Annotated in this window: 17 protein-coding genes and 1 pseudogene; 15 read left to right on the forward strand and 3 right to left on the reverse strand. The window is 72.5% G+C overall.

The window, feature by feature from the left end; translation table 11 throughout:
- Positions 1 to 2 precede the first annotated feature (2 nt).
- From AC0I8G_RS12380 to AC0I8G_RS12450, 15 genes are all read left to right on the forward strand, one after another.
- Positions 3 to 650 carry a transglycosylase SLT domain-containing protein gene (locus AC0I8G_RS12380; RefSeq protein WP_471730184.1) on the forward strand — a complete coding sequence of 216 codons (648 nt, stop codon included), beginning with the start codon at positions 3 to 5 and terminating at the stop codon, positions 648 to 650.
- Complete coding sequence (locus tag AC0I8G_RS12385) at positions 650 to 1168, forward strand: hypothetical protein (RefSeq protein ID WP_471730185.1); 519 nt, start codon at positions 650 to 652, stop codon at positions 1166 to 1168. Before AC0I8G_RS12380 ends, AC0I8G_RS12385 begins: the two co-directional genes overlap by 1 nt.
- A gap of 1 nt (position 1169) precedes the next feature.
- On the forward strand, positions 1170 to 1499 hold the full coding sequence (locus AC0I8G_RS12390) for a hypothetical protein (protein ID WP_471730186.1): 330 nt from the start codon (positions 1170 to 1172) through the stop codon (positions 1497 to 1499).
- Complete coding sequence (locus AC0I8G_RS12395) at positions 1496 to 2173, forward strand: hypothetical protein (protein WP_471730187.1); 678 nt, start codon at positions 1496 to 1498, stop codon at positions 2171 to 2173. The genes AC0I8G_RS12390 and AC0I8G_RS12395 overlap by 4 nt, the downstream gene beginning before the upstream one ends.
- A complete protein-coding gene (locus AC0I8G_RS12400; protein WP_471730188.1) occupies positions 2170 to 2436 on the forward strand; it encodes a hypothetical protein in 267 nt (88 codons plus the stop codon). The genes AC0I8G_RS12395 and AC0I8G_RS12400 overlap by 4 nt, the downstream gene beginning before the upstream one ends.
- Positions 2436 to 2585 carry a hypothetical protein gene (locus tag AC0I8G_RS12405; protein ID WP_471730189.1) on the forward strand — a complete coding sequence of 50 codons (150 nt, stop codon included), beginning with the start codon at positions 2436 to 2438 and terminating at the stop codon, positions 2583 to 2585. Before AC0I8G_RS12400 ends, AC0I8G_RS12405 begins: the two co-directional genes overlap by 1 nt.
- A 1-nt stretch (position 2586) precedes the next feature.
- On the forward strand, positions 2587 to 3009 hold the full coding sequence (locus AC0I8G_RS12410) for a hypothetical protein (RefSeq protein WP_471730190.1): 423 nt from the start codon (positions 2587 to 2589) through the stop codon (positions 3007 to 3009).
- Complete coding sequence (locus tag AC0I8G_RS12415) at positions 3009 to 3671, forward strand: hypothetical protein (RefSeq protein WP_471730191.1); 663 nt, start codon at positions 3009 to 3011, stop codon at positions 3669 to 3671. Before AC0I8G_RS12410 ends, AC0I8G_RS12415 begins: the two co-directional genes overlap by 1 nt.
- Positions 3671 to 4561: a peptidoglycan recognition protein family protein gene (locus tag AC0I8G_RS12420; RefSeq protein WP_471730192.1), complete on the forward strand. Its 891-nt coding sequence runs from the start codon at positions 3671 to 3673 to the stop codon at positions 4559 to 4561. Before AC0I8G_RS12415 ends, AC0I8G_RS12420 begins: the two co-directional genes overlap by 1 nt.
- 118 nt (positions 4562 to 4679) lie before the next feature.
- Positions 4680 to 5279 (forward strand): hypothetical protein, encoded by a 600-nt coding sequence (locus tag AC0I8G_RS12425; protein WP_471730193.1) that lies wholly within the window; start codon positions 4680 to 4682, stop codon positions 5277 to 5279.
- On the forward strand, positions 5233 to 6006 hold the full coding sequence (locus tag AC0I8G_RS12430) for a recombinase family protein (protein WP_471730194.1): 774 nt from the start codon (positions 5233 to 5235) through the stop codon (positions 6004 to 6006). Before AC0I8G_RS12425 ends, AC0I8G_RS12430 begins: the two co-directional genes overlap by 47 nt.
- 213 nt (positions 6007 to 6219) lie before the next feature.
- The gene (locus tag AC0I8G_RS12435) at positions 6220 to 8643 is read left to right on the forward strand and encodes a diguanylate cyclase domain-containing protein (RefSeq protein WP_471730195.1); all 2424 of its coding nucleotides are present in this window, start codon (positions 6220 to 6222) and stop codon (positions 8641 to 8643) included.
- Positions 8644 to 8671: 28 nt separating this feature from the next.
- Entirely contained in the window at positions 8672 to 9196 is a 525-nt protein-coding gene (locus AC0I8G_RS12440; protein ID WP_471730196.1) for a GAF domain-containing protein, read from the forward strand.
- Between the two features lie 73 nt (positions 9197 to 9269).
- Positions 9270 to 9590: an ArsR/SmtB family transcription factor gene (locus AC0I8G_RS12445; RefSeq protein ID WP_471730197.1), complete on the forward strand. Its 321-nt coding sequence runs from the start codon at positions 9270 to 9272 to the stop codon at positions 9588 to 9590.
- A complete protein-coding gene (locus tag AC0I8G_RS12450; RefSeq protein WP_471730198.1) occupies positions 9587 to 10081 on the forward strand; it encodes an SRPBCC family protein in 495 nt (164 codons plus the stop codon). Before AC0I8G_RS12445 ends, AC0I8G_RS12450 begins: the two co-directional genes overlap by 4 nt.
- 51 nt (positions 10082 to 10132) lie before the next feature.
- On the opposite strand, the pseudogene AC0I8G_RS12455 reads toward AC0I8G_RS12450, so the two are convergent.
- The 3 genes and pseudogenes from AC0I8G_RS12455 to AC0I8G_RS12465 all read right to left on the reverse strand — a co-directional run.
- Positions 10133 to 10756 (reverse strand): annotated as a pseudogene (locus tag AC0I8G_RS12455) (CDP-alcohol phosphatidyltransferase family protein); the annotation flags it as partial.
- A 32-nt stretch (positions 10757 to 10788) separates the two neighbouring features.
- Positions 10789 to 11610, reverse strand: a complete 822-nt coding sequence (locus AC0I8G_RS12460) for a DNA polymerase beta superfamily protein (RefSeq protein ID WP_471730199.1) — start codon at positions 11608 to 11610, stop codon at positions 10789 to 10791.
- A 43-nt stretch (positions 11611 to 11653) separates the two neighbouring features.
- Entirely contained in the window at positions 11654 to 12604 is a 951-nt protein-coding gene (locus tag AC0I8G_RS12465; RefSeq protein ID WP_471730200.1) for a nucleoside hydrolase, read from the reverse strand.
- Between the last annotated feature and the right edge of the window lie 32 nt (positions 12605 to 12636).

A 12636-nucleotide genomic window follows, 5' to 3' on the forward strand; every position in this document is an offset into this window, starting at 1 on the left:
CCGTGACGCAACTCTCCGCGGGGCAGGTCTACGCCTACGCCAAGGCCGCCGGGTTCAGCGCGTCCGAGGCCGTCGTCATGACGGCCATCGCCCGCGCGGAGTCCGGGTGGAACACCACCGCGGTCGGGGACACCACCCTCGCGAACGCGACGTGGGGGCCCTCGATCGGGTTGTGGCAGGTCCGGTCGCTGAAGGCGCAGAGCGGCACCGGGGGAACCCGTGACGCGACCCGACTCAGCGACCCGGCGTTCAACGCGAAGTCGGCCTACCAGGTCTACAAGGGGCAGGGGCTCGGTGCCTGGTCGGTGTACTCCTCCGGCGCCTACAAGAAGTACCTCGGCGAAGCCCAAGGAGGAGCGGTGGCCGGTTCCGGTGTCACGCTGCCCAGCAACGGTTCTGCCGGTGGCGGGGGAAGTGCTGTCGACGTCAACAACGCAGGCCTGTGGGACGACGTCACCGGCGGACTCTCCGGCGCGGTCGGGGACACGTTCTCCGCCGGGCTGACGACCGTCTGGTCCCAAGTCCGCCCGTTCATCGTCACCGGCGCCGCGGCGACCCTGGGCCTGGCGCTGCTGGGCGCCGGGATCCTCGTCACCGCCTGGCCCACCACCCGAACCTCGATCCCGTCCCAGCTCGGAGGAGCAGCCTGATGTCCTGGACCACCCCGAGCAAGAAGGCCCGCGCACGCGAGGTCGCGACGAAACCCGGCGAGGCCGTCCAGGGCCAGTTCAACCGGGTCCGCGACGACGTCCGCCACAAGCGCCACGAGCAGCTCGTCTCCGTCATCGAATCCGTCGCCGACGACGTCCGCGCCGGGCTGCAGCCGACGCTGAACGGCATCCGCGTGCTCGCCGCGCGGGCGTTCCCCGTCAACGGCATCAGCGGCCAGCGCATCGCCGCCTCCAACGGCCGCCTCGTCGGCTGGTCGCTGGCGAACACCTCCGCGACCAACGGTGTCCTGGTGCGTTTCCGCGCCGGGCGCGACATCACCGGCGACGTCGTCGCCGTGACCGTCGTCCCCGCGGGTGGGACCTCGACGATGCGCGTGGGGACCGCGGGTGGGGTCTCCTTCGGCGCTGACGGCCTCACCATCGAGGTCGCCCCCGTCGCGGGTGGCAGCCAGGCCGGCGGCCTGGAGGGGTCTCTGCACATCGGGGAAGTCGACTGATGTGGACGGCCTCTGGGCCGGGGTCATCACCGGCGCGATCCTCGGCGTGCTCGCGCTGATGGGCAAGCGCATGGAGACCGGCACCTCCCGCGCGGTCGAGGCCCAGGGCGCGGCCGCGGACGAGTGGCAGGAACTCGCCGGGTTCCACCGCGAACGCGCCGAGGCCGCAGAGCAGGTCCTCCGCGACGAGCGCGAGGCCCGGCGCCTCGAGCAGCTCGCCCACGAGCGCGAGGTCGCCGGGCTCGAGCAACGCCTCGAGGAGGTCGGCCTGCCGATTCGCCGGCGCCCGCGGGTCCCGGGGGAACCCGTCCGTCAGCGGGAGCCGTCGTGACGCTGCGCAGCGCCACCCGCAGCGGCCTCGCCCGGTCCTGGCGCCGGCTGGCGGGCCTCGCCGTGGCGACGTCGTTCACCGTGGCGTGCTGGGGCGCCTGGCAGTCCGCAGCGACCGCGGACGACCTCCACGCGACCCGCGCCACCGCGAGCACCGACCGCGCCGCTGCGGCCGTCCTGGGGCAGTCCGTGGACGACCTCCGCGCTCAGGTCCGGGGCCTCGGCGCGGAACCTGTCGCCCCGCCCGCCTCCGACCAGGTCGCCGCGTTGCCCACCGCGACCGTCACGGGCAACGCTGGCCGTGACGGCCGCGACGGCCAGGTCCTCATCGTCACCCCACCGGCCGTGACCCTCACAGCCCCCGCGGGTCGCGACGGACGCGACGGAACCCCCGGCGCCGCGGGAACTGCCGGGCCGCAGGGCCCCGCCGGGAACGTCGTCACCGCGACGTCCATCACCACCGTCACCCCGGCGCCGGTCGTGCTCACCACGACGGCGTTCGCGACCGTCACCGCCACCGAGTACTCCACCGTCACCGAGACGGCCACGGAGACCACCACCGCGACGACGACCGAGACCACGACAGCCACCGTCACCGCCCCACCCGATCCCCCGACCACGACGAGCGACCCCGGGCAGGACGTCCCGACCGGGGAACCGACAGGAGCGCCATGACCCCGAAACTCCCAGCCCGCCGGCGTTGGCTCGACATCACTGAGCGCGCCGTGTGGACGCTGCTTCAGGCCGGGGTCGGCGTGGCCGTCGTCGAGGCCCTCGACATCCCCGAGGCCTGGGCCGCTGTCATCGCCCTCGCCCTCGCCGTTGCCAAGGGTGAACTGGCGACCAAGTTCGGCGACGGAACCGCCGCGACCCTGCCCGCCACCGAGACCACGGGGCCCCCCGTGTCCGGTTCTGCCACCACCACCGAGGAGTCCTGATGTCCAGCAAGCCGATCATCCGCAACCGCCAGGCCGCGCTCTACGGCGGGATCGCCTGCATCCTCCTGGGCTCCGTGCTGCTCTACGACGCCTACGACAACCGCGGCATCTCGCGACCCTTCGCGACCCGGTTCCTGCCCGGCGCCTGAGGTGGCCCTGTTCGGCGCCCGGCGATCCGGGTACTCCGGCGTCCCGCTGCCGACCTACCAGGTGCCGGCCGCGGCCGTCTCGGCCATCGACCGCATCAACCTCCCGTTGGGCGGCAAGGAGTCCGGTGGGCAGATCCTCGTCAGCGGTCCCGACATCGCCACCGACCAGCGATGGGTCATCGAGCACGCCACGACGTCGTGCACCTCAACGACCCCGACGACGCTGCTGCTCTACTCAGGAACCACCGCGCCACAGAACCTCCTCGACGGGTCCTCGGCCGGGAACTTCGACGTGGCCGACTGGTCACCCGGCCTCCTTGTTCCCGGCGGCTCCCGCCTGGTGGCCGTCTGGTCCGGCGCCTCGAGCGGTGCGGTCGGGTTCCTGAACCTGCAGCTCACCGTCTACTCCACCGGGCGGGGCTGATGGGCTTCAACAACCCCCTGACCCCGGCACAGCTCGCCGCGGCACTGGCCGCGACCACCCTGACCGTCACCGGCCAGGTCACCACCACCCCGACGACCGGAACGGATGCGGACACCTTGCGACCACTGGACCAGACGGCCATCAACGCTCTCACCGCCGCCGACAAGTCGAGCCCGTTCATCATCTACAACCTCACGACGTCGAAGCTGAACTACGTCGTCAACGGTGCCGTCGTCGTCCCGCCCGACCCGGCTGCCTTCGCTCCCACCTTCGGTGCCGCGGCAACGACCACCCCGACGATTCCCGCCGCGTTCGCCACCAACACGGTGTCACTGGGAACGGGCTTCAAGATGGTGTGGGGCACCCTCTTCGACACAAACTTCTTCACCGGCCTGCACTTCATGGCCGGCACCGACGGCAGCAAGTGGCAGGGCGAGATTCTTCAAGGATCGGGCTCGAACTCCCCCTACCTCACCGCTGCCAGCGCCACCACCACCGCCGCAGGCATGAGCGCGCGCTCGACCGCGGGTGCGCAGGTCAGCATCCAGATCCGGAACATCGCCTACAACGCGACGACGGGGAACTTGACCTGGGAGTGGATGAACACCAGCGGGTCACCCGTCAACTCCTCCGGCCTCACCTTCGCCTGGATCGCCGCCTGATGGTCACCCTCGCCCCGCACGCCGTCTGGCGACCCGTGCACGCCTGCACCGCACGCCGCGTGAAGCCCGAGCTCGGCGTGGTCCAGCACACTCAGCAGGGCAACAACTCCCCCCAGCCGTGGTTCAACCGGAAGGGCTCGGAGTCCTCGAGCACCTGGTGGATCGCCAAGGACGGCCGCCTCGAGCAGTACGTCGACCTTGACACCTCCTACGCCTGGGCCCAGGGGTCGGGGAACGGGATGTACCACTCGGTCGAGTTCGAGGGCTACGTCGGCGAGCCCCTGACGGAGGCTCAGCTGAACACCGCGGCCGCGCTCTACGCCTGGGGCGCCGACACCCGGGGGTGGGCCATGAAGCTCGCCGAGGCCCCCGGCCAGACCGGCTTCGGCTGGCACGGCATGGGCTCGAAGGTCGGCTGGGGTCACCCGGACTGTCCCGGCGACATCCGCCGGCCGCAGCGCTCCGTGATCCTCGCCCGCGCCGCCCGCATCCTGCACCCGCCCGCACCGACCCCCGACACCAAGAAGGCCGAGGCCGACGACATGACCCCTGAGCAGGAACGCAAGCTCGACGAGCTGCTGAAGATGGGCGGGGTCATCATCCGTCAGCTCGGCGGGGACTGGTCGAGCGGCAACTGGCCAGGCTGGCCGCAGCTCGGCAACCAGACCATCGTCGATGCCCTGGCCGAGGTCCTCGTCATCGCCGGCCAGCTCCCCGACGAGACCGTCAGCACGCTGATGGACACCCGGGTGCAGGTCCGCGACCCCAAGACCGGTCAGCCGGCGCAGCTCGCCGTCCGGGAGACGCTGACACGGGCCTCCGAGGGTGCCGAGGCGCGGCAGCTCCTCGACGGCACCGTCCCGCCGGGACTGGTCAAGCCGACCCGCTGAGCTGACCCTCTGGCGAGGGTCGCGAGGGCACCCGCACGGGTCACGATCATGGGCCAAACGGAGCAGATACCTACAGGTTTGCTAACACTGCAGGTCAGAGCGTTGCAGGGTGTCCGACATGGCCTGGCTCCACGACCTGCGCGACGCCGTTCAGGAGGTCCTCGAGTGGACCGCCGAGACACCGTGCACCTGCCTCAACCGGGCCGACGAGCTGACGGGCGAGCGGTGCATGGCGCACCGCGCGTACTTCGCCCTCGGCGGGCTCTACTGGTACGGCGTGCCCACCCGCCGCTTCCCGCGCCAGCTCACCCCGCGCTACGTCCCCGCGCACCGGGTGCTGGTCGCGCACGACTGGCGCTGGCGCGACGTCGGCCACGGCGGCCGCGAGCGGGAGCACCACCGCGACGGGTGCCGCATCTGGTGCCAGGACTGCGGGGCCATCGCCCCCGGCGGGTGCACGCGCCGGGACTTCCGTCCCGAGGACGGCTCCGGCTCGCGTCCGGTGCAGCGCGGCGACGTCCTGTACTGGTGGGCCGACTACGGCTGGACCGACGAGCTCACCTCGGCGGAGGACCCGCGGTCGTGCACCTGGCTCCTGCAGCGCCACTTCGAGCTCGCGCCACGACCCGCGAATGCGCCGGAGTTTCTGCACGATCTGCGAGACTCCGAGGGTGAAGATCGTCGCCTACTGCCGAGTAAGCACCGACGCTCAGGCTGACGGCCAGGGCCTGCAGGTCCAGGAGGAGGCCGTTCGCGCCTGGGCACGCAAGCACCGGCACCGGGTCGTCGCCGTCGAGTCCGACGTCGGCCGCTCCGGTGCGGACAACGTCACCGACCGTCCCGCGCTGGCCCGGGCCCTGGGGCGCCTCGCCGCGGGCGAGGCCGGAGCGATCGTCGTCTACCGCCTCGACCGCCTGGCCCGCGACGTCGTGCTGCAGGAGACGATCCTGGCCGACCTGCACCGGGTCGGCCTCGAGCTGCACTCGACGTTCGCGGCCGAGGACGAGAACCTCGCCCACGACCCCGAGGACCCGACCCGGGCGCTGGTGCGCCAGATCCTCGGCGCCGTCGCCGACTACGAGCGTCAGGTGATCCGCCTGCGCCTGCGCGCGGGGAAGGCGCGGAAGGTGTCCGCCGGCGGGTACGGCGGGGGCCGGCCACCGTTCGGTTTCCGCGCCGAGGGCCGCGAACTCGTCCCCGTCCCCTCGGAGCAGAAGACCCTCCGCACGATGCGGAAGCTGTACGAGGAACGGGGCATGTCGTTTCGCGAACTCGGGGCCTGGCTCGACGCGAACGGACACCCCCCTCGATCCGCGGCGACGTGGTCGCCGAACTCCATCCGCAACGTGCTCGCCAGGGCCGACGATGGAGTTTCTCGACGACCGGCGATAGGGTCGGTAACCCGGTCGAAGAATACGAAGGAGTTGGTTTCAGGAATGTCCTGACGCAGTAACCAAGAAACCCTCAGAAACCCTCTAGACACGTTGCGCCGCAGATAAAACCGGCTTTCGACATTATGACAAGTTACCGACGAGACGCACTCCCCAGCACGTCACCCGTTCAGCGCCGTCAGGGTCAAGCAGGTGCCGTACCGCGTCGATGGTCACGACTGAGCCCGTCTCCAGAGCCCGGGGACGAACGACGCGCGAGAGGTACCGGTGAGCACGACGACTCCCGCCTTCCGGTCGGCGGCGCGCAGCCTCGGCTTCGCCCTCGTCTTCGCGGTCGCCGTCCTCCTGGGACGCACTACGATCATGGACGGCACCAGCCTGAGCCTCGTGTGGCCCGCGGCGGGTGTGTCGGCGGCGTGGTTCGCCGTGCAGCGCGACGCCGGGACCCGCCGTCTGGACGTCGCCCTGCTGGCCCTGCTCACCTGGTCGCTCAACGTGGCCACCGGAGCCGGTCCCGTGCTCGCCGCCTTCTTCGTGCTCGCCAACCTCCTGCAGGTCGAGGTCTTCGTCGTCCTGCTGCGCCGGTGGTGCCCGCACCTGTGGGGTGCCGGCGGGCGTGAACCCCTCACCGGGACCCGCACCCTGGCCCGCCTGCTGGGTGCGGCCCTGGTGGCCACGGCCGCCGGGGGCCTCATCGGCCCGACCGCCGCGGCGCTGGCCGCCGGCGCGTGGTCCTGGTTGCCGATCGCGGTCTGGATGGTCCGCAACAGCGTCGCCATCGCTCTGATCACGGTCCTGGTGCTGCGCGTGGGGCACGTGCTCGGCACCCGTCGCGACCTCACCGGAACCGCGCAGGCCTCCTCGCGTCGACTGCCCTTCCTGGTGCCGACCGGCTGGCGCTCCGTGGAACTCGCCGCCGCCCTGGCCGCCTCCGCCGTGGCCTACCTCGGGGTGTTCTGGTTCGCCCACGGGCTCCCCCTGGCCTTCCTGCCCCTGGCGTTGACGGTGTGGATCGCCCTGCGCTTCGACACCACCCTGGTGACCCTGCACGACTTCCTCATCAGCTGCGTCGCCGTCCTGCTCACCCTCGCCGGCGGCGGGCCCTTCGCCGCCATCGCCCACCCCGCCACCCGCGCCCTGGTCGTGCAGGCCTACGTCGGGTTGTTGGCCGTCATCGGCCTGGCCCTGGCCCTGAGCCGCGACGAACGCGAGGTCCTGCTGGGACGTCTGCGCACCTCCGAGGCCCGAGCGCTCGACCTGCTGGAGCAGGTCCGGCAGCGCGCCGACCTCGCCGACACCGTCCTGGCCACGGTGGACGTCGGCGTCGCGGTCTGCGACGCCGACGGCCGTCTCACCCTGCTCAACGACACCGCCCGGATCTGGCACGGACTGCGGTCCGGGGACCCCCTCTCGGCCTTCGACGGTGACGCGGGATGGGCACTGCTGCAGTCGCCGGACTCCCCCCTGCAGCGCGCTCTGCGGCACGAGCAGGTCGTGGGGGTCGAGGTGCTGATCGCCCCGGACGGGCTGCCGGCCGTGCCCGTGATCTGCAGCGCCCGCCGCCTGACCGCGCCCGGCGGCACCGTCCTGGGGGCGGTCGTCGCCCTGCACGACCTCCGCAGCGTGCGGGCACGCGAGGTCGCCCTGGGCCGCGCCAACGACCAGCTGCGCGAACAGACGGACCACCTCGAACGACTCGTCAGCGCCTCCCGCGACGTCCTGACCTCCCCCGACCCCCGCCGGGCGGTCTGCGAGGCCGCCCTGGACATCTCCGGTGCCTGGTCGGCCATGCTGTGGCAGCCCGACGGCGCCACCCGCCACTTCGTCGCCACCGCCCACGTCGACCAGGGCGGAGCTCCGGCCGAGGAGGTGCTGCCCGAGGGCACGCGGATGACCCTGGACCTCTACGAGGCGACGAGCCTCGTCCACACCTGCTACTACGCCGACGAACCGCTCTTCCTGGCCGACGCCGCCCACCACCCCCAGGCCCACCCCCTCATCGCCCAGACCATGGGCGAGGCGTCCGGGGCCTGGATCCCCGTCCCCGGACGTGACGGTGTCGTGGCCGGTGTCCTCGTCGTGCTCTGGCAGGGGCGTCTCGCGGCTCTGCCCCCGGCGATCACGGCGCTGCTCACCGCCCTCGCCGCCGAGGCCGCCCACGCCTTCGACCGGGCCGACCTCGTCGACCAGCTCGCCCAGGCCGCCGTCCACGACCCCCTCACCGGGCTCGCGAACCGGCGTCGCTGGGACGAGGCCGCCGGCATCGAGATCGCCCGCGCGGACCGCACCGGCGCCCCGCTGACGTTCGCCCTCGTCGACCTGGACCACTTCAAGGCCTACAACGACTCCTGCGGGCACCTCGCCGGCGACGAGCTGCTGCGCGCCTTCGCCCGCCGCACCCCCACCCACCTGCGCGACGTGGACGTGCTGGCCCGCTGGGGTGGCGAGGAGTTCGCACTGGCCCTGCCCGGCTGCACCGCCGAACAGGCCCGCGTGGTCGCCGACCGCATCCGCGCCGACATCCCCGCCGGGCAGACGTGCAGCATCGGCATCAGCCAGTGGCGACCGGGCCAGTCGATGCAGCAGGTCATGAGCGAAGCCGACCAGGCCCTGTACCGGGCCAAGCGCACCGGCCGCGACCGCACCGTCCTCGCCACGCCCGAAGGCGCGCAGGACCCGGTCTCCGTCTGATCCTGGAACCCCGAGCCGAAAGACGCCCATGCCCAGCGCACCGGAGCACCACGACGAGCGGCGGCGTCTGCAGTCGTTGCAGCAGCACGACGTCGCGGCCCTCACCGACGACCCGGAACTGCAGGAGCTGATCACCACCGCGGCCCGCTCCCTGGGCATGCCCGCCGCCCTGGTGAGTCTGGTCGGAGCCGACGAGCAGGTGTTCGCCGCCCGCCGCGGCCTGACCGGCGTCCTGGGCTACGACACCTCCCGGACCCCCAAGGAGGTCTCCTTCTGCGCCCACGTCGTCGCGGCCGAGCACTCCATCGCCGTCCCCGACGCGACGGCCGACGCCCGCTTCGCCGACAACGCCCTGGTCACCGGCCCCGAGCAGCTGCGCGCCTACGCCGGGGCGCCGATCCTGGACCGCGACGGTCTGCCGTTGGGGGCCGTGTGCGTCCTGGACCGCTTCCCCCGCGACCTCGACGACGTCGCCCTCACGGTGCTGCAGCGGCTGGCCGACGCCGTCGGTGACGTCCTCGACGCCCGCCGCCGACCGGATCCCCCGGCCTGACCCGTCTCCCGGGGTTGACGGCGACCGGCCGCCGCGTTGTACTTGTCGAAGTCGTCAAGTACGGGAGACCCACGTGGATGACCAGTTGAGCGTCACCTTCGCCGCCCTCGCCGACCCCACCCGTCGAGCCCTGCTCGCCCAGCTCGCCCGGGGTGAGGCGACCGTGAACGAACTCGCCGCGCCGCACGCGGTGACGTTGCCCGCGATCTCCCGGCACCTCACGGTCCTGGAGAGCGCCGGACTCGTGGTCAAGGGCCGGCGGGCGCAGTGGCGGCCCTGCCGGCTCGCCACCGAACCCCTGCGGGCCGTCGACGACTGGATGGACGACTACCGGCGGTTCTTCACCGACCGGTTCGACCGACTCGCCGAGCACCTGTCGAAGGAGACACCATGAGCACGGGACCGAGCACCGAGACCGCAGGACGCAGCATCACCCTGGTCCGCGACTACCCCGTCGCCCCGGAACGGGTGTTCGCGGCCTGGACCGAACCCGGGGAGCTGGAGTGGTTCTCGGGACTGCCTGCAGCGCAGTCGGAACCGAGCGTGGACCTGCGCGTCGGGGGGTACTGGCGGGTCCTGCTCCAGGAAGGGCCGGGAGGTCGGCGCTACGCGACCGGTGGACGCTACCTGCAGATCGACACCCCGCACCGGCTGGTGTTCAGCTGGGGGGCGGTGGGGGGCTGGCCGGAACTCGACCCCGACGACGTCGACGCCACTCCCCTGGTGTCACTGGACTTCGTCGCCACCGAGGACGGAACGCGCATGACGGCCCGACTCAGCCTCTCGGAGAACCTCGAGGCGGGTCAGGTCGAGCACTGGTTCGGCCTGGGCATCCGGGAGGGCTGGACGACGACGATCGACCGCCTCGCCGGTGCGGTGGGCTAGCAGGGTCAGGGCGTCCCGCCCGAAGGAGAACACCAGGCAGGCCAGGGCGAGGACCAACCCGGCCCGCGCCACCGGCACCGGCACGACCGGGACCAGGGCGAGGATCAACGCGACGGCCTGGACGACGGCGAACACCTTGCGGGAGTAGCGGAACGGCAATTCGCCCCGCAGTCGCGGCAGGACGCGGGCTGCGCCGACCCACAGGTAGCGCATCGCGCCGATGGCGATTACCCAGAACCCCTGGGTGAGCGCCACGGTCAGCGAGAGCACCAGCAGCAGGGCGGCGTCGACCTCCATGTCGAGTCGGGCGCCGGCGGGCGTCGCGGTGCCGGTGCGGCGCGCGACGTAGCCGTCGACGCCGTCGAGCACCAACGCCGGGACGGCGAGCCCGACCAGCCACCACGGCCGCGGCCCGACGACCCCGGTGAGGGCGAGGACGGCGACCGTCGCGCACCCACCCACGAGCACCGTCCGGGCCAGCGTCACCCGGTCCGCCGGGCCCGACCAGCGGTCCCGGCGCGAACCCACCGCCACCGCGGCGCACGCGACCAGCCCGATGCCGGCGATCGCCGCGGCCCCCTGTGACAGCGCCACCCCGGCGTAGGAGGCCAGGGCGGCGCAGACCAGCACCGACACCGCCAGTGCGATCGCACCGTCACGCACACTCGTCCCCATGGCGGGCACAACGAGGTAGCCGCGGGGAAGGTTCAGCGGGCCCAGAACTCCTGGTGGGACCGCGTCAGCCAGCCGTCCACCCAGGCCCGGTCGCCGGTCTCCGGCAGGTCGCTCGCCCGGACCGCGGCGAGCAGGTCGGCCTCCAGGTCCGCGACCCACGCCTCGACGTCACGGAGGGCCCACTCGCCCCGGCGCACCGAGCGCAGCGCGTCCAGGTCCGGGCCCGGCACGGGCAACGTGACCCGGCCGGTGCGCAGCAGTTCCAGACCCTGCAGCCCGAGCCGCAGCGCGTGGGTGGCCGGTTTCGGGGCGTAGCCGGGACCGGAGCGTCGCGCCCGCACCGCGGCCCGACGACCACGTTCACCGAGGAACGCGGCGCGCTGCGACCGCAGGTAGCCCAGGAACCGTCGTCCGGTCGTGCGTGAGGCGAAGCGGTGGGCGTTCTCGCGCAGTTCCCGGCCGGCGTCGGTCACCGCGACGACCTCGGCGTCGGGAACCCACAACGGCAGCAGCACCGTGGGGTTCCCGGCCAGGGCCAGGCGGGCCCACTTCCGGGCGCTGTACACGACGACGTCGAGGTCCCCCGGGCCGGACCTCTCGGCCAGCCCGCGCGGGCGGGCCCAGGCGGTGTGCAGTTCGTACTGCTCGAAGGGGATCTCGCGACCGCCCGGGGTGCGCACCCGGGCGAGGCCGGTCACGAACTCGACGGGCTCCAGGCACAGGCCGAGTTCGTCGCGGTCGTCCTGACCGGTGAGGGCGGTGCCGTGCACCCCGCTGCCGACCTGGGTCAGCAGCACGGTGCCGGCCTCGGCGAGGCGGCGGGCCTCCTCACCGGCGTGCGGGTGTCTGATCACCGGTTCAGGGTAGGCAGCGGAACCCGCACTCCACCAACCGTTTTCAGAGGCGGGACAACCGCTCGAGCAGGGTTGCCGCGAAGTCGCCGGGGATCTCCAGGGCGACCCGGGTGCCGCCCGGGTAGGCCGTCGGGAAACCCTGGTAGACGTCGCGCAGGTCGGCGATCGTCTGCCCGCGGCCCGGTCCGTCGGTGTGGTCGACGACGACGGGAACGGTCGGGGCCACCGCGAGCTCCACCTCGCCGGTCGCGACGGCCGCGGCCAGCGGGTCGTGCAGGACGGCGCAGGGCCGGCCGTAGCGCTGGGCGTAGAACGCGTAGTAGTACTCGAGCATCTGCGCGATGGCCGTGGTGACGGGGGTTCCCACGGCGAGGAGTTCCTGGCGGTGGGATTCCTCGAAGACGTGCTTCATCGTGACGTCCAGGCCGATCATCGTCAGGTCGAAACCCGCGGTGAACACGGTGTGGGCGGCGAGCGGGTCGTTGGCGACGTTCGCCTCCGCCAGCGCCGACACGTTCCCCGGTGCCATCGCGGCACCACCCATGACGGTGAACCTCCCGACGAGTTCGGGCAGTCGCGGTTCGAGTTCCAGGGCGAGGGCGATGTTGGTGAACGGCCCGATGGCCAGCAGGTCGAGTTCACCGGGGTGCGCACGGGCGGCGTCGACGATGGCCTGCGCGCCGCTCGTGCCGGTGGGCTCGGCCGCCGCGCGCGGCAGCGTCACCTCGCCGATCCCGTTCACGCCGTGGACCTCGGGCGCACCACCGGAGTAGGCGTGGTCGAGGAAGTCGTGGGCGCCGACGCTGACGGGGACGTCGGGCAGCCCCATCATGGCCAGCAGGTCCAGGGTGTTGCGGGCGCCCCCGGCGGCGTCGAGGTTGCCGCTGACGGTCGAGACACCGACGAGGTCGATCCCCGGGGTCGTCGCCAGCCAGCCGATGGCCATGGCGTCGTCGATGCCGGTGTCGCAGTCGAGGAAGAAGGGTGCGGTCACGGCTCCAGTGTCCCTCACGTCGGCACCCACCG

Source organism: Kineococcus sp. AC630 (assembly GCF_979255925.1).

What these genes read in the sequence shown, in the direction of transcription:
- AC0I8G_RS12400 (WP_471730188.1), top strand. Translation starts at nt 2,170, where the DNA reads ATGACCCCGAAACTCCCAGCCCGCCGGCGTTGGCTCGACATCACTGAG.
- AC0I8G_RS12405 (WP_471730189.1), top strand. Translation starts at nt 2,436, where the DNA reads ATGTCCAGCAAGCCGATCATCCGCAACCGCCAGGCCGCGCTCTACGGC.
- AC0I8G_RS12420 (WP_471730192.1), top strand. Translation starts at nt 3,671, where the DNA reads ATGGTCACCCTCGCCCCGCACGCCGTCTGGCGACCCGTGCACGCCTGC.
- AC0I8G_RS12385 (WP_471730185.1), top strand. Translation starts at nt 650, where the DNA reads ATGTCCTGGACCACCCCGAGCAAGAAGGCCCGCGCACGCGAGGTCGCG.
- AC0I8G_RS12440 (WP_471730196.1), top strand. Translation starts at nt 8,672, where the DNA reads ATGCCCAGCGCACCGGAGCACCACGACGAGCGGCGGCGTCTGCAGTCG.
- AC0I8G_RS12425 (WP_471730193.1), top strand. Translation starts at nt 4,680, where the DNA reads ATGGCCTGGCTCCACGACCTGCGCGACGCCGTTCAGGAGGTCCTCGAG.
- AC0I8G_RS12415 (WP_471730191.1), top strand. Translation starts at nt 3,009, where the DNA reads ATGGGCTTCAACAACCCCCTGACCCCGGCACAGCTCGCCGCGGCACTG.
- AC0I8G_RS12450 (WP_471730198.1), top strand. Translation starts at nt 9,587, where the DNA reads ATGAGCACGGGACCGAGCACCGAGACCGCAGGACGCAGCATCACCCTG.